This window comes from Arthrobacter sp. T2-23 (genome assembly GCF_055398325.1).
Genome location: NZ_AP027917.1, coordinates 448,001 through 462,225, shown reverse-complemented (window position 1 = coordinate 462,225; position 14,225 = coordinate 448,001). Strand labels below are relative to the sequence as shown.

Sequence of the window (14,225 nt, the reverse complement as noted above, 5' to 3'; positions counted from 1 at the left end):
CGCGCGGGGGTAGCTTGTCCTCATGGCGCGGGAAGAAACAACGGTCTCCGTGGAGGGGCCGGATGGCAGCAGGGAACTCAGGATCTCAAGTCCCAGCAGGCTGCTCTGGCCCGAGGCTGGCCTGAGCAAGCTGGACCTGGCCCATTACATGATCGCCGTGGGGGATGCCTTCCTGGCCGCGAACGGCGACCGGCCGATCACCCTGCAGCGGTTCTCCGGCAACGTCGACGGCGAACAGTTCTTCTCGAAGAACCCGCCCAAGGGCGCCCCGGACTTCGTCCGTGCCGTGGACGTGGTCTATCCGAGCGGCCGCTCCCACCCCCAGCTGGTGATCGATGAACTTGCCGCCGCGGTCTGGGCCGTGCAGATGAACACCGTGGTCTTCCACCCCTGGGCATCGAGGGCCGGGAACCCGGACAACCCGGACCAGCTGCGGATCGACCTCGATCCGCAGCCAGGCACCGGGTTCCGGGACGCCGTGCCCGCCGCCCGGGAACTGCGCAAAGTGCTGGCCGAGGCGGGGCTCACGGCCTTCATCAAGACCTCCGGCAACCGCGGGCTGCACGTCTTCGCACCGATTGAACCGACGCATGAGTTCCTCGAAGTGCGGCACGCTGTCATCGCCGCCGCGCGCGAACTCGAACGCCGGATGCCGGATCAGGTCACCACCGCGTGGTGGAAGGAGGAACGCGGCACCCGGGTATTCGTCGACTTCAACCAGGCCAACCGCGACCGCACCATCGCGGGGGCCTACAGCCCGCGGGCGCTGCCCGCCGCCACCGTCTCCTGCCCGCTGGAGTGGGGCGAGCTGGACGACGCGGACCCGTTGCAGTTCACCGTCGCCACCGTGCCGGGGCGGCTGCAAGCCACCGGGGACCCCTGGGCCGGCATGCACGCCAGCCCGGGCTCCATCGGTCCGCTGCTCGGGTGGTGGGAGCGCGACCTAGCCGCGGGCCTTGGCGAACTTCCCTTCCCGCCCGACTTTCCAAAGATGCCGGGCGAACCGACGCGGGTGCAGCCCAGCCGAGCCCGCAGCAAGGATCCGGGGCAGCCGTGAGAGTCCTGATCGTGGAGGACGAAGCGGCGCTGGCGGAGACGGTCCGGCGCGGCCTGAGCAACGAGGGATTCGTGGTCGACGTCACGCACGACGGCGTGAGCGGACTTTCCGCGGCCACCGAGAACAGCTACGCCGTGATCCTGCTGGACCTGATGCTGCCTCTCAAGAACGGCTACGACGTGCTGCGCGAACTGCGGGAACGCAGTGTGTGGACCCCGGTGCTGATGCTCACCGCGAAGGACGGCGAATATGACGAGACCGACGCCTTCGATCTGGGTGCAGACGACTACCTTACAAAGCCGTTCAGCTTTATGGTGCTGGTGGCGCGGGTCCGGGCGCTGGTGCGGCGGGGCGCTCCCGAGCGGCCGGTGGTGTTGACGTTGGGAACCCTCACCCTGGACCCGGTCACCCGGGCCGTGCGCCGCGGGGACTCAGCCATCAGCCTCACAGCACGCGAATACGGCCTCTTGCAGTACCTCATGCGCCGCCACGACCAGGTGGTCTCCAAGGCCGAGATCCTCGACAACGTATGGGATCCGGCCTTCGACGGCGGCGACAACGTGGTGGAGGTCTACATCGGTTATTTGCGGCGCAAGATCGATGTCCCGTTCGGCGTCCAAAGCCTCGCGACGGTCCGTGGCATGGGTTATCTGCTCAGCGCCGACCGGAGCGCAGCGGCCGGGGCTTCTCGGCAGTGCGGGGCATAACGGCGGGCAAGGGGGTGTCCTGCTGGGCGGGGAAGGTCATTTCGAAGCGGCACCCGCCCGAGGGGCTTTCCGTGGCCCGGATGGCGCCATGGTGGGCTGCCATGATTCCCGCGGCGATGGCCAGGCCGAGTCCGCTTCCGCCGCCCTCGCGGGACCGGCTCTGATCAAGCCGGACGAACCGCTGGAAAACGCGGTTCCGGTCAGCGGCGGGGATCGGATCGCCGTCGTTGTCCACGGTCAGTACGGCCCCGTCCGCCTCGGTGCGGAGGGTGACCGTGATCCGGGAGGTGGCGTGCCGGTCCGCGTTGTCCAGCACGTTGCGGAGCACCTGGCCGACCCGCCGGGCGTCCCCGGAGATCCGCGCCGGGCTGAGCCGCGCCGTCACCTTGTGGGTGCTGGTGGACCGTAGCCGGCGGACCTCCTGGTCCACGACGTCGTCCAGGTCCACATCCGCGTTGTCGATCCGCAGGCCCCCGTCATTGGCTTTGGCGAGCGTCAGCAGGTCCTCCACGAGGTAACGCATCCGGGCGGTTTCGCCGGCCAGGATCTCCTTCATCTGGTTCCAAGTCGCGCCGCTCGGATCGGCCGAGGCGATCTCGACGCCGGCACTCAGGGTGGCGAGCGGGCTGCGCAATTCGTGGCTGGCGTCTGAGACGAAGCGCCGCTGCTCCCGGTCCGCCGCCTGCAGCCGGTCCAGCATCATGTTCATGGTCACGGCCAGTGCCTGGATTTCGTCGTGCGTGGGCGGCACGTCCACCCGCCCGTCGAGGTGCTGGCCGTTGATCCGCGCCACCTGGCCGCGGATCCGCTCGACCTGGCGCAGCGAACGCCCCACGAGCAGCCAGACCGAGACCCCCACGACCGCGAGCAGCAACGGAGTGGCACCAAAGATGAACCACGCCACCGTGGCCAGCGTGTCCGCCTGGAGCTGGATGGTCGAGGCGACGATCACCGTGTACGCAGTCGGCCCTACCTGGGCGCCGGTGGCCACGACGAGGAAATCGTCCCCGCCGTCGACGCCGGGCAGGCTGCTTACCTCTTCGGTCAGGGTCCGGCCCGGCGCGGGACGCAGGGCCGTCAGCGGGACCCTTTCCGCGGCCTGGTCGGAGGCTGCGGCGACGGCCCCTGCGGGGTCCAGGATCTGCACGACCTGCCCGGCGTGCGCGGTGGCGAAGAGGTACTCGCCGGCGTCGGCGATGTTCTGGTCCTCGACCTGTGCGATGACGTCGTGGGCCTTGCGCCGTGCCGCGGATTCCGTGGAGGCGCTCAGCGAGGTCTGCAGCAGCCCCAGGAGCACCACGCTGCCGAGCAGGAGCGCGAGGGCGACGACGGCGACGGCGACCGCCGTCGAACGCTTCCGCAGCCCCCAGGTGGCGGTGCCCCGGGGTGGGCGGGTCCGGCCGCGCCCAGCGTCCGCGGTCCCGTCAACAGGCGCGTCGTCTTCCATGGTCCAAGAATGGTGCAACTCGGGGTCCGGGACAACCATTCAGCCGGCCGGATCGTCCTCAGGGTCCTCTCAGGTGCAATGGGCGACAGTGGAGGCAGGCCCCGTTGTACTCCGACGCCAAAGATTCCGGCCGCGCACTCTCCTCAACCAGTGCGCGGCCGGACACATGTCCGGCGGCCATGTGACGGCACCTTCCGTTCAACTGCCGAGAGTGCCTGCGGTTCCGGCGGCCACGGGCTCCGCTGGAACCCTCCGTTCCAGCACGACGACGTCGCGGCCGAACGAGAACAGGAGCAGGGCAAGGGCGGCGAACAGGACCCCTGCCGACGGAACCGCCGGAATCCCGGGCGTCAGCGCCAGCAACAAGGCGCACGGCTGGAAAGCGCCGATTGCCTTGCGGGCCCGGGAGGGCGGAAGCGTCTTCCTCAAAGCCGGGCGGAACCGTCCGGCGGCGCCAAAAGCGTAGTACAGCAGGCCGATCAGGAGCACCCACAGCCCGACGACCGCCGCGGCGGCGAAGGACAGCACGAGCGTCAGCGCCGCGTCCGTTTCGGTGTCCAGCCGCGCGCCGGCGTCGGAGGCGGAGCGGGTGCGCCGTGCCACCGGGCCATCGACGGCGTCCAGCGCCAGCGCCAGGGCACCGAGGAGGACCAGGAGCGTGGCCGGGAATTGCCGGCCAAGGAGGCCTGCGACGGTCAGCACCGCACAGCAAGCCGCCAGTACGACCCGGACCAGGGTGATGCGGTCAGCCGGGGCGCACACCCGGGGTTTGCGTTGCAGGATGGACCCGGCTGTGAGGAGCATGACCGTGGCGCCGGCCCCGACGGCCAGGAACCCGGAGATCGGGGCGGCGGCGTGGACGGAGGCGAGCCATCCACCCGCGACGAAGTAAGCGGCCGCGACGGCCGCCACGTCGGCCGTCGCGCGGCGGGGGGTTCTCTTTGGCATCGGCACCTCGCCCCCATGCTAACAACGAGCCGTTCGTGACGGACACGGGGACGGACCGAGGACAGGCGAGTGACGGACGCCGGCGGTCGTCAGCGCGCCGGCCAGCGGCGGGGTGTTCTCCGCGTCCGTGCCAGGCCGACGCCGGCGAGGACTGCTCCGGCGCCCTCGGCGACGGCGCTTGCTGCCTTCTCGAAGTACCAGACGGGCTCGTACATGGCCGGGAACGGGCCGAAGGCGGGCAGGTCTACGTAGCGGTAGAACATGACGGCGGCGAAGGCGCTGAGCGCCACGAGCAGGGCGAAAGCGTAGGCGGCCCGGCTGCCGCGAAGCAACACGGCGAGGGCGGCCAACGCCGCCGCCGCGGATTCGAGCAGGAACAGGGTGCCCTGGCCGATGCCTTGCGGGGATCCGGCCTGGTAGCCGGGAGCGAGATGGATGTGGACCCCGGCGTCCACGACCAGGGCCGCCGCCGTGAGCGCCCGCAGGCCGAGGTCCCGGGCCCGTCCCCGGTCCAGTGCGCCGCGGCTGATTGGCACGCTCACCGGACCGTCAGCGTTCCGTGCATATTGGGGTGGTACCGGCAGTGATAAGCGTACGTTCCGGGTTTGGACGGTGCGGTGAAGGTGGCCGTGCCGCCGCTGCCTTTGACCTCGACGTCGAACGCCGAGCCGTCATCGGCGCTGACGGTGTGCTCGGCGCTGTCCATGTTCGTCACGGTCAGTGCGGCCCCGGCGGGGACCACCAGCGGCGCCCCGTAGCCGAAGTCGCGAATGGTGATGGCCGTCGCCGCACTGGCCGAGGTGGCGCTTGCGGGAGCGGAGGCAGCTGGTCCGCCGCCCGGGGCGCAACCCGCCGCTCCCAGCAGGACCGCCGACAGCAGCAGCGTGACGCGTGCATTTCCTGTGTTCATGGCGCAAACCCCTTGTCCCGGTGCGACCCGGCTTCGTGGCTCTGGAGTTTCGTGGCTCTGGCAGTGAAGCTGCTTGATCCAATTTTCCTCCCGTTGCGGGCAAATGGCACCTCCCTGTGGCGCCCGACCGTGACCGAAGATCTTCCCGGGGCGTCGGGGCGTCGGGCTGGCCGGGTGTGGCGGGAGAGGGTGTGGCGGGAGAGGGTGTGGCAGGGTAGGGGATGACCCGAGTCCTGCGGCGCCCGAGGAGTCCGAATGATGTCCGTGCCCGTCATGGTGCCGATAGCTGCACAGTCGCAGGATCTGACCGGAATCGTCGGGTTTGCGGCCCGCGCCATCGATGCGCTGGGGGAATGGGGCGTTGGGCTGTTTACCCTGGCAGAAACAGTCTTCCCGCCGATCCCCAGCGAAGTCATCCTGCCGCTGGCCGGATTCCTCACCCGCCAGGGATCTATGAACCTGGTCGTCGTTTTCCTCACCAGCACCCTCGGCGCCTACGTAGGGGCGCTGCTGCTCTATTGGCTCGGCGCCCGCCTGGGGCTGGAGCGCTCCATCCGCTGGTTGTCCCGGCTGCCGTTGGTAGACCGCGAGGATTTCGAGAAGGCCGCGCACTGGTTTGACCGCCACGGCAAGCCCGCCATCTTTTTCGGCCGGCTGATCCCCGGCGTGCGCAGCCTGATCAGCGTTCCTGCCGGTGCCCAGAAAATGAACATGCTCACCTTCAGCCTCTTCACCGTAGGCGGGAGCGGGCTGTGGAACGGGCTCCTGATCGGCCTGGGCGCAGTACTCGGAGCCCAGTACGAGCTGATCGAGCAATACTCCCGGTACCTCAATTACGCCGTTTACGGCGCCATCGCCGCCCTGGTGGCGTGGGTTGTCGCCAGGGCCCTGCGCCGGCGGAAATCAGGCAGCAGCACCTCGGCAGGCAAATAGGGCCGACGTCCACCTTCCATTTCCGGGCCCGCGGGCGCGCTCCGGCTACGTGATTGGCGAGTCTGCGAATGTTGCAGGTGAGGTTCCGCGAATACTTGAAGCGGCCCTGTTTCCCGGATAGGCCTACTTGGCCCGGACCACGATTACTTACATATCTGCTCCCGCGCTTACTCAACGGTACTAGCCCCGGTACCCGTCTTTTATTCCCCCGAAAGTCGGGTAGTTTCCATGCTTGTTGCCCAATGTTCATCGTGTCACGGTGGCTTTATGGGGTCGGCTAGAACAGGGGTTTCAGCCCGCACTGTTCCGTCTCTACTTCGGCCTTTGAATGACGCGATTTAAATCGTTTTACCTGGGGAAATCGGAGAACATCGTGAACAATTTGCCGGGAGCAACACCATCGATATCCGTTCGACTCTTTGGATCATTGGAAATCCGCCGCGACGGCTTGGCGCTCACTGCCGCGGATCTGGGCGGGTGCAAACCCCGGCACATTCTTGAGATTCTCCTGCTGAATCTGGGCACCCCGGTCTCCAAAACCCGACTGATCGAAATCCTCTGGGGTCCAAGTGCCAGCGATGGGGCCGTGGCCACCCTGGAGAGCTACGTCAGCGGCATCCGCCGCGCGATTCAGCCGGGACAGACCAAGACAGGGCCGCTCCGCACCGCCAACAGCGGATATGTGCTGGATCCGCAGCTCGTGGACTTGGACCTTTCCCGCTTCCGCAGCCTGCTCCGCGCCGCAAACCTTGCGGAGCCGGCCGATGCGTATCCGCTCCTGCTCGAGGCGCTGGAACTCTCCGCCGAACCGCTCCTCGGATTCGAACTCGTCGCCGACTGGGCCGAAGAGGCCCGCGCCCGGCACGCGGCCGAACGTGTCGCTGCGATGATCTTCGCTGCCGAGACTGCGTCCCTCCTGGAACGGCACGACGAGGCCATCCGCTGGGCGCAGGTCGCCGTCCGGGCGGAGCCGCTCAATGAGCGGGCGTGGACGGTCCTGGTGACGGCATACGAACTTGCCGGACTGCCGGTCGAGGGCCTGTCCGCCTATGACCGTTGCCGGCGCCTCTTTGACCGCGACCTGGCCTGCTCGCCGGGTCCTGCCCTGCAGGCGGTGCATCTGAGGCTCCTCCGGCAGCGTGCCGAGGCAAACACCGAACTCTCCGAAGTGCTCGCAGCCCTGCTCTTCCTCGGCGAGAGGCTGCAGGGTGCCGGACCGCAGCGCCTTGCGTCCGAAGACCGGCTGCACGAGAACGCCGGGCGGATTCTGGATTCATTCCTTCAGCGGGTCCGCGCGGCCGTCTGACGGGCCACGAACCCCCTGCCGCAGACGGCGCGGTGCGAGTGCCGGGCCGTCAGCCGTCAGCCCGCCCTCACCACGGGAAGCTCGTCCCAGTGCGTCGTGTAGCGCGGCGAGAGCATGTCACGCTTCATCGTCCAGTCCGGGCCGCCGCGGATACCGGCGTGACCCAGGCCGATGGAAGCCCGGCCGAATTTGCGGCTGACCTCTTCGAGCAGCGGTCCGATGCCGCGTTCCTCGTGCGGGTTCTCAAAGACAGCCAGCGGAGCCTGGCGGGCGGTGGGGCGCAGGTCCGTGACCATGATGCCGGCCCGTGCGTACTTCACGCCGTCGTCGATCCGGGGGAGCAGGGCGTAGGACGCCCGGGCCAGCAGCACCGGGTCCGCGGTGGGCATCGGCAGCCGAACACAGACCGAGGGATGCGAGCTGTCCCGGGGGTTGTAGTAGGACGTGGCAGCGAAGGCGGTAAGGACAGACGCCTGCAGCTCGTGCCTGGCGAGCCTGGCGCTGGCCTGCTGCGCATAGACGCCGAGGACCTGGCGCATTCCGGCCGCGGTGTTGATGGGCGTGGCGAATGACCGGCTGAAGATCAGCTGGTCACGTCCGACGCGTTCTTCTTCGAGCGGGATGCAGGGGGTGCCCTGGAGCTCCAGGACTGTGCGCATCAGCACCACGGAGAAGCGGTCCCTGATTCTGATCGGATCCGCCCGGGCGAGGTCCAGCACGGTATGGATCCCCATCCCGTTGAGGCGCTTGGTCAGCCGGGTGGCGACACCCCAGAGTTCGATCACGGACAGGCGGGCCATCAGGTGATCCCGCCTGGCCGCGGGAACGGAGTCCCAGTGGCAGACGCCGTCAAAATCCGGGTTGTGCTTGGCCCACTTGTTGGCCAGCTTCGCAAGAGTCTTGGTGCCGGCGATACCCACGCAGACCGGAACGCCGACGTTCCGGCGGACCGCCGTCTTCATGGCGTGGCCGAGCCGCAGCAGCTCCTCCGGAGTGCCCCGTACGCCAAGGAATGCCTCGTCGATGCTGTACACCTCCAACCAGGCCGAATACCGGCCCAGGAGCTCCATCACCCGGGCGCTGATGTCCCCGTAGAGCTCGTAGTTGCTGGACTTGGCCACGAGCCCCCACTCCTTGGCCCGCGGGGCGATCTTGAACCAGGGTTCCCCGAGGGGGATGCCAAGGGCCTTGGCTTCGGGCGAGCGGGTGACCGCGCAACCGTCGTTGTTCGACAGCACCACCACAGGACGGCCCTCCAGGGAGGGGTCGAAGGCCCGTTCGGCGCTGGCGTAGAAACAGTTCACGTCCACAAGGGCGATGCTGCCGCGCCGGGCCGGGTACTCAGACATGGGGCTCAGACATGGTGGAGGCACCGGGTGGCGACGCCCCAGATGACGAGGTCGGCGAGGGCGGGCACGCGGATGTCGGGGTAGCGCGGGTTGTCCGCCTGCAGGACCACCCCGCGAGCCGTCAGGCGGAGGCGCTTGACGGTGAGTTCGCCGTCGAGGACGGCGACGACGACGCTCCCGTCGCGGGGTTCCAGCGCCCGGTTCACGATAAGTTCGTCGCCGTCGCTGATGCCGGCGCCCTCCATCGAGTCCCCGGACACGCGCACCACGTACGTGCTGGTGATGTCCTTGATGAGGTGTTCATTGAGGTCGATCCTGCCGTCAAAGTAGTCCTGGGCCGGCGACGGATAGCCTGCGGCGACCGGCACCGGCGAGATCAGCACCGACAATAGGGAAGAGCCCGCATCTATCACGCGCGGCCCGATGATTACGCCCACAACACACCCTTATTCGAACATATCTTCGAATTCAAGTGTAGCCCCGCGGGCTGACAATGAACCGACGTTGCCTGTCAGCTGTGCGAAAAGTTCCGCGTTGCCGCGTGGTCCCCAGGCATAGTAGGAGAGCGCCCTGAACTGTGACGTGGGTGATCTGCTCGTCCTGACGCCCCGTGACCCGAGGCGGGAAACGATGGGATCATACCCATCCTCGATGAGGCATAAAAGCTGCTAGGCGTGTCAGCTTCGCCGAGAGCTACGCCGCAGAGAACGAGGCCAGCCTCCTGAACGCCTACTACGAGCGGCCTGCGATGATCGCGCTCGCCGGCGACGTCGACGGCCACCGGGTCCTGGACGCAGGGTGCGGCTCCGGGCCCCTGTCCGCGGCGTTGAGCGCGAAGGGCGCAATCATGACCGGCTTCGACGCCAGCCCCGCGATGCTGGAATTGGCAAGACAGCGGTTGGGCGCCACCGCGGACCTGCACCTGGCCGACCTCAGCAAGCCGCTCCCTTTCGCCGATGACTCCTTCGACGACGTCGTCTCCTCCCTGGTCCTGCACTATATGGAGGACTGGTCGGCACCGCTTGCCGAACTGCGTCGCGTGCTCAAGCCGGGCGGTCGCCTGATCCTGTCGGTCAACCACCCGACAGTCAGCGTGGTCACCCAACCAACCGAGGACTACTTCGCCATCCGGGAGTATTCGGAGGATTACGAGTTCGACGGCGAGCCCGCGGTCCTGACGTTCTGGCACCGGCCGCTCCACGCGATGTTCAACGCTTTCACGTCGGCGGGGTACCGCGTAGCCACCGTGAGCGAACCTGAACCGGCTCCGGACACGCCACACGAACTCCTTCCGCCGCGCATCCTCAGCGGCGAGAAGTCGGCCTTCCTGTCCTTCATCTTCTTCGTCCTCGAAGTGGACTAGCTCGGCTCGTTAACAGCCCCGCCCAGTGACTCCCCTTGGATCCGGCATGCGGATGAAAGGCGCCGCGGTGCGGCTAGACCGTGGCGCCCGCGCAGGACCTTCATGGGCGAGTTCGCTACTGGGCGGCCGGCCCGGGAAAACTTGCGACGGACCTGGGGCAACCCGACGCGGCCGCCGGCTGGCGGCTCACGCGCTGGTCGACGTCGTCCGGGGCGCGCCCGTTGCGGGTGTATCGATCCAGTAGCGGCGCTTGCCGTTGCGGCTGTCCTCGTAGACGCCGCCGTTCTTTTCGATAGTCGCCCGCGAGCCGGCATTGTCCTCATCGCAGGTGAGCAGGACCGGCGCGATTCCAAGGTCCCGGGCAATCGGCAGGGCATCGGCCAGCGCCGCCGCCGCGTGGCCGCGGCGCCTCGCGGAGGGCCTCACGCTGTAGCCGATGTGGCCACCCTCGTTGAGAAGGAAATCGTTGAGTTCGTGCCTGATGGCAAGTGAGCCGAGGAACGTGCCACCGTCCATGATCCACAAATACGTGCAGGGCACATAGCCCGGCTTCCGCGGGCTCTCTGGCAGGGCGTCCAGAAGGCGGGCCTCCACAAAGCGGCCGAACGACTCCGCGTCCCGGAGCTCTTGCAGGGACCAGTCCTCCGCGCCCCCGCCGTCCCGGTGGGCGCCGTCGAATTCCGCGGATCCTTCCAGCCAGGTGGAGTGGTAGCGGACGTCCGGAGCGATGAGGTGAGGCATCCCAAGAGCCTAGTCGACGACGCTGCGGTTCCCGGCGATCGGCCCTACTCGAATCGGGACGGGTCGCCCATGCCGTGGCGGACGACCTCGGCGACGCCGCTGGAGAAGTCGATGACCGTCGTCGGCTCCGCCCCGCAGTCGCCGGAATCGATCACGGCGTCCACCACGTGGTCCAGCCGCTCCTTGATCTCCCAGCCCTGCGTCAGCGGCTCCTCCTCGTCCGGCAGCAGCAGGGTGCTGGAGAGCAGCGGCTCGCCAAGTTCGTCCAGCAGCGCCTGGACCACCTTGTGGTCCGGGATCCGGACCCCGACCGTCTTCTTCTTCGGGTGCAGCAGCCGCTTGGGCACCTCCTTGGTGGCGGGCAGGATGAAGGTGTAGCTGCCTGGGGTGACGGCCTTGATGCTGCGGAACACGTCGTTGTCGATCTGCACGAACTGGCCGAGCTGGGCGAAGTCCTTGCAGACCAGCGTGAAGTGGTGCTTGTCGTCAAGGTGGCGGATGGACCGGATCCGGTCCAGCGCTTCCCTGTTTCCGAGCTGGGCGCCGAGGGCGTAGCACGAGTCGGTCGGGTAGGCGATCAGGCCGCCGGACTTCACCAGCTCCACCACCTGCGTGATGGAGCGCGGCTGTGGGTTGTCGGGGTGCACATCGAAATATCTCGCCATGGCACGAGCTTACGCCCGGCGCCCCGGGGCAGGGGCGGCAATGCCGGCCGGACCACGGACGCGGCTTGTGAACAGACAATTCTGTCTGGTAACTTCGATCCCGACCTAGACAATCCTGTCTAGGTCCGCCGGCGGGGAATGTCATCCGGCGACCGCGGCACCCGGAGCGAGGCTCGTATGCAATCCATGGCGGGAAAGACTGTCCTGATCACCGGGGGTACCGGCGGGATCGGCAAGGCCACAGCGCTGGGGCTGGCAGCCAGGGGAGCGCGGGTAGCCATCACGGGACGCGACGCCGAGCGGGCGGCTCGGGCAGCGGAAGAGATCCGCGCGGTAGCCTCGGCCCCGGTCGAGGTGTTCATTGCGGACCTCTCCTCCCAGCAAGAGGTCCGCCGCCTGGCCGGCGACGTGATGCAGATCCTGGACCGCCTCGACGTCCTGGTCAACAATGTCGGCGGGTTCTGGAACAGCCGCCGGCTCACCGCGGACGGGCTTGAGTACACCTTCGCCCTCAACCACCTCGCGCCGTTCCTGCTCACCAACCTGCTGCTCGAGCGGTTGAAGGACAGCGCGCCCGCGCGGGTGGTGACGGTTTCCTCCGGAGCCCAGGCCATGGGCCGCATGGATTTCGCGGATCTTCAGGCCGAGCGATCCTACTCGGGGCAGCGGGCCTACAACCAGTCCAAACTGGCAAACGTCCTGTTCACGTACGGCCTCGCCGCCCGGCTCGCCGGCACCCGGGTCACCGCCAACGCGCTGCACCCCGGTGTGGTGCGGACAGCCTTCGGGGCCGAGGATCCGGGCCCGTTGCAGGGGTTCCTGACGCCGCTGGTGCAGCGGTGGATGAAGTCTCCGGAGCAGGGGGCGCAGACGTCCATCCATCTCGCCTCGGCGCCCGAACTTGAAAATGTCACGGGCCAGTACTTTGCCAACAGCACGGCAAAGAAATCATCAAAACGCAGTTACAGCCGGGCCGATGCTGACCGTCTCTGGCAGCTCAGCGCCGCCCTGGTAGGCCTCGAATCCGATTCCGAAAGAAGCACAAACCTTCCATGACCGCTCACCGCACCCTCGTCGTCGTTGCCCACCCTGACCTGGCGGCGTCCCGGATCACCGCGGCGCTCGCCGCCGCCATCAAGGACCTCGACGGCGTCACGGTCCGGGAACTCGCATCGGCTTACCCCGAGCGGCGCGTTGACGTCGTCCGGGAGCAGGAGCTCCTGCGCGGGCATGACACCATCGTCTTGCAGTTCCCCTGGCACTGGTACTCGGTTCCCGGGGTGCTGAAGGAGTGGATGGACCAGGTCCTCACCTACGGGTTCGCCTACGGTGCCGGCGGCGACGCCTTGCATGGCAAACGGCTGCAGTTGGTCATCTCGACCGGCGGCCCCGAGTCCTCCTACACGCCAACGGGGCACAACCGCTTCACCATGGCCGAGCTGCTGCGGCCCCTGGAGGCCACCGCGCACCTCTGCGGGCTGGAGATGGCAGAACCCCTGGTCCTGCATGCGGCGCCCCGGATGACGCCCGAGGAACTTGGGGCCCACGCCGCCCGCTACCGGGAACTGCTCTCGGCCGTTCCTGCCACCGCAGGCCGCTAGGCTTCCCCGGTGCCCGGCCGGGCCCGGGCGCCGCGGCAGGTGCCGAGCTCCGCTAGGACTGCGGCTGTTCGCGGTTCTGTTCGTCGTGGTGGATCCGTTCGTCCAGTTGCCGCAGCGGCTCGCCGCTGCCGCTCCACTGCTTGGCGATGATCTCCGCGGCGATGGACACCGCCGTTTCCTCCGGGGTCCGGGCGCCGAGGTCCAGGCCGACGGGGCTGTGCAGCTTGGACAGTTCGGCACCGCCCAGTCCTGCCTCGCGCAGCCGCCTCAGCCGGTCCTCGTGCGTCCGGCGGGAGCCCATCGCCCCGACAAACGCCACGGGACTTCCGCGCAGGGCCACGTCCAGAAGTGGAATATCGAACTTTGGGTCGTGAGTGAGGACGCAGATGACGGTCCGTTCATCCACCAGCCCACGGGACTGCTGCCCGGCGAGGTAGCGGTGCGGCCACTCGTTGACCACCTCGGCGGCGTCGGGAAACCTCGCCGGCGTGGCGAAGACGGCGCGGGCGTCGCAGACGGTCACGCGGTAGCCGAGGAAGGTGCCGAGCCGCGCGAGCGCCGAGGCGAAGTCGATTGCGCCGAAGACGAGCATCCGCGGCGCCGGCGCGTAGCTCGAGAAAAAGATCCGCATCCCGCTGTCCAGCCGCTCCCCGTCCGGGCCGTAGCTCAGGATGCCGGTCCGGCCCGCTGCCAGGTAGCCCTGGGTGTCGTCTCCGACGGCCAGGTTGGCGCGCTCGGAGCCCAGGTTGCCCTCAAAACCGTCCCGGCGCACCACCAGGTGCCGGCCCAGCCAGCTGCTGTCCGGGTGCTCTATGACCGTGGCCACCCCTACCCGCCTCCCGTCGGCGATGTCCCGCCGGACGTCGTCGAGCTCCGCGAAGCGCTGCCGCGAGACCGGCTCGACGAAGATGTCGATGATCCCGCCGCAGGTCAGGCCGACGGCGAACGCGTCGTCGTCGCTGATCCCGTACCGCACCAGCACCGGCACGCCGTCGTCCCGGACCTGGCTGGCGAGTTCGTACACGGCGCCTTCCACGCAGCCGCCGGACACCGAGCCGACGGCGGCGCCGCTGGCGGTGACGGCCATGGAAGCTCCGGGCAGACGCGGGGCGGACTTGAACGTATTCACGACCGTCGCCAGGCCGGCGGTCTTCCCCTCCCGCCAGTCCGGCATGATGGCTTCCAGGACGTCCCGCAC

The 14,225-nt window shown here is 68.3% G+C and carries 16 protein-coding genes; 7 read left to right on the top strand and 9 right to left on the bottom strand.

Going from position 1 to position 14,225, the window contains the following annotated elements:
* Positions 1-22: 22 nt before the first annotated feature.
* Both ligD and ACZ5Z0_RS02145 read left to right on the top strand, forming a co-directional pair.
* Positions 23-1,057 (top strand): non-homologous end-joining DNA ligase, encoded by a 1,035-nt coding sequence (gene ligD / locus ACZ5Z0_RS02150; protein WP_464109688.1) that lies wholly within the window; start codon positions 23-25, stop codon positions 1,055-1,057.
* On the top strand, positions 1,054-1,764 hold the full coding sequence (locus ACZ5Z0_RS02145) for a response regulator transcription factor (RefSeq protein WP_464109687.1): 711 nt from the start codon (positions 1,054-1,056) through the stop codon (positions 1,762-1,764). Before ligD ends, ACZ5Z0_RS02145 begins: the two co-directional genes overlap by 4 nt.
* Here the strand turns inward: ACZ5Z0_RS02145 and ACZ5Z0_RS02140 are convergent.
* From ACZ5Z0_RS02140 to ACZ5Z0_RS02125, 4 genes are all read right to left on the bottom strand, one after another.
* Positions 1,712-3,211, bottom strand: a complete 1,500-nt coding sequence (locus ACZ5Z0_RS02140; protein ID WP_464109686.1) for a sensor histidine kinase — start codon at positions 3,209-3,211, stop codon at positions 1,712-1,714. The genes ACZ5Z0_RS02145 and ACZ5Z0_RS02140 overlap by 53 nt on opposite strands.
* Before the next feature lie 198 nt (positions 3,212-3,409).
* The gene (locus ACZ5Z0_RS02135) at positions 3,410-4,159 is read right to left on the bottom strand and encodes a CDP-alcohol phosphatidyltransferase family protein (RefSeq protein WP_464109685.1); all 750 of its coding nucleotides are present in this window, start codon (positions 4,157-4,159) and stop codon (positions 3,410-3,412) included.
* An 89-nt stretch (positions 4,160-4,248) separates the two neighbouring features.
* Positions 4,249-4,701, bottom strand: coding sequence for a hypothetical protein (locus ACZ5Z0_RS02130; protein ID WP_464109684.1), 453 nt, complete (start codon positions 4,699-4,701; stop codon positions 4,249-4,251).
* Positions 4,698-5,069: a cupredoxin domain-containing protein gene (locus tag ACZ5Z0_RS02125; RefSeq protein ID WP_464109683.1), complete on the bottom strand. Its 372-nt coding sequence runs from the start codon at positions 5,067-5,069 to the stop codon at positions 4,698-4,700. The genes ACZ5Z0_RS02130 and ACZ5Z0_RS02125 overlap by 4 nt, the downstream gene beginning before the upstream one ends.
* Before the next feature lie 255 nt (positions 5,070-5,324).
* Here ACZ5Z0_RS02125 and ACZ5Z0_RS02120 point away from each other — a divergent pair, with 255 nt between their 5' ends.
* Together ACZ5Z0_RS02120 and ACZ5Z0_RS02115 are read left to right on the top strand one after the other, a co-directional pair.
* Positions 5,325-6,002, top strand: coding sequence for a DedA family protein (locus ACZ5Z0_RS02120; RefSeq protein WP_464109682.1), 678 nt, complete (start codon positions 5,325-5,327; stop codon positions 6,000-6,002).
* A 427-nt stretch (positions 6,003-6,429) separates the two neighbouring features.
* A complete protein-coding gene (locus ACZ5Z0_RS02115) occupies positions 6,430-7,308 on the top strand; it encodes an AfsR/SARP family transcriptional regulator (protein ID WP_464109681.1) in 879 nt (292 codons plus the stop codon).
* A gap of 56 nt (positions 7,309-7,364) precedes the next feature.
* Here ACZ5Z0_RS02115 and ACZ5Z0_RS02110 read toward each other — a convergent pair whose 3' ends face one another.
* Positions 7,365-8,657 carry a Y-family DNA polymerase gene (locus tag ACZ5Z0_RS02110; protein WP_464109680.1) on the bottom strand — a complete coding sequence of 431 codons (1,293 nt, stop codon included), beginning with the start codon at positions 8,655-8,657 and terminating at the stop codon, positions 7,365-7,367.
* A 5-nt stretch (positions 8,658-8,662) separates the two neighbouring features.
* A complete protein-coding gene (locus tag ACZ5Z0_RS02105) occupies positions 8,663-9,094 on the bottom strand; it encodes a LexA family protein (protein WP_138769442.1) in 432 nt (143 codons plus the stop codon).
* Positions 9,095-9,405: 311 nt separating this feature from the next.
* Here ACZ5Z0_RS02105 and ACZ5Z0_RS02100 point away from each other — a divergent pair, with 311 nt between their 5' ends.
* Complete coding sequence (locus ACZ5Z0_RS02100) at positions 9,406-10,020, top strand: class I SAM-dependent methyltransferase (RefSeq protein WP_464109679.1); 615 nt, start codon at positions 9,406-9,408, stop codon at positions 10,018-10,020.
* A gap of 186 nt (positions 10,021-10,206) precedes the next feature.
* On the opposite strand, the gene ACZ5Z0_RS02095 is transcribed toward ACZ5Z0_RS02100, so the two are convergent.
* Entirely contained in the window at positions 10,207-10,761 is a 555-nt protein-coding gene (locus tag ACZ5Z0_RS02095) for a GNAT family N-acetyltransferase (protein ID WP_464109678.1), read from the bottom strand.
* A 44-nt stretch (positions 10,762-10,805) separates the two neighbouring features.
* Positions 10,806-11,426 carry an L-threonylcarbamoyladenylate synthase gene (locus tag ACZ5Z0_RS02090; protein WP_464109677.1) on the bottom strand — a complete coding sequence of 207 codons (621 nt, stop codon included), beginning with the start codon at positions 11,424-11,426 and terminating at the stop codon, positions 10,806-10,808.
* A 186-nt stretch (positions 11,427-11,612) separates the two neighbouring features.
* On the opposite strand from ACZ5Z0_RS02090, the gene ACZ5Z0_RS02085 reads away from it, so the two are divergent.
* Both ACZ5Z0_RS02085 and ACZ5Z0_RS02080 read left to right on the top strand, forming a co-directional pair.
* Positions 11,613-12,482, top strand: a complete 870-nt coding sequence (locus tag ACZ5Z0_RS02085; RefSeq protein WP_464109676.1) for an SDR family NAD(P)-dependent oxidoreductase — start codon at positions 11,613-11,615, stop codon at positions 12,480-12,482.
* Positions 12,479-13,027, top strand: coding sequence for an NAD(P)H-dependent oxidoreductase (locus tag ACZ5Z0_RS02080; RefSeq protein ID WP_464109675.1), 549 nt, complete (start codon positions 12,479-12,481; stop codon positions 13,025-13,027). Before ACZ5Z0_RS02085 ends, ACZ5Z0_RS02080 begins: the two co-directional genes overlap by 4 nt.
* Before the next feature lie 52 nt (positions 13,028-13,079).
* Here ACZ5Z0_RS02080 and ACZ5Z0_RS02075 read toward each other — a convergent pair whose 3' ends face one another.
* Positions 13,080-14,225 (bottom strand): XdhC family protein, encoded by a 1,146-nt coding sequence (locus tag ACZ5Z0_RS02075; protein ID WP_464109674.1) that lies wholly within the window; start codon positions 14,223-14,225, stop codon positions 13,080-13,082.

Coding starts and splice junctions, on each gene's coding strand:
- ligD (WP_464109688.1), top strand. CDS start 23: ATGGCGCGGGAAGAAACAACGGTCTCCGTGGAGGGGCCGGATGGCAGC.
- ACZ5Z0_RS02140 (WP_464109686.1), bottom strand. CDS start 3,211: ATGGAAGACGACGCGCCTGTTGACGGGACCGCGGACGCTGGGCGCGGC.
- ACZ5Z0_RS02135 (WP_464109685.1), bottom strand. CDS start 4,159: ATGCCAAAGAGAACCCCCCGCCGCGCGACGGCCGACGTGGCGGCCGTC.
- ACZ5Z0_RS02125 (WP_464109683.1), bottom strand. CDS start 5,069: ATGAACACAGGAAATGCACGCGTCACGCTGCTGCTGTCGGCGGTCCTG.
- ACZ5Z0_RS02120 (WP_464109682.1), top strand. CDS start 5,325: ATGATGTCCGTGCCCGTCATGGTGCCGATAGCTGCACAGTCGCAGGAT.
- ACZ5Z0_RS02110 (WP_464109680.1), bottom strand. CDS start 8,657: ATGTCTGAGTACCCGGCCCGGCGCGGCAGCATCGCCCTTGTGGACGTG.
- ACZ5Z0_RS02100 (WP_464109679.1), top strand. CDS start 9,406: ATGATCGCGCTCGCCGGCGACGTCGACGGCCACCGGGTCCTGGACGCA.
- ACZ5Z0_RS02095 (WP_464109678.1), bottom strand. CDS start 10,761: ATGCCTCACCTCATCGCTCCGGACGTCCGCTACCACTCCACCTGGCTG.
- ACZ5Z0_RS02090 (WP_464109677.1), bottom strand. CDS start 11,426: ATGGCGAGATATTTCGATGTGCACCCCGACAACCCACAGCCGCGCTCC.
- ACZ5Z0_RS02085 (WP_464109676.1), top strand. CDS start 11,613: ATGGCGGGAAAGACTGTCCTGATCACCGGGGGTACCGGCGGGATCGGC.
- ACZ5Z0_RS02080 (WP_464109675.1), top strand. CDS start 12,479: ATGACCGCTCACCGCACCCTCGTCGTCGTTGCCCACCCTGACCTGGCG.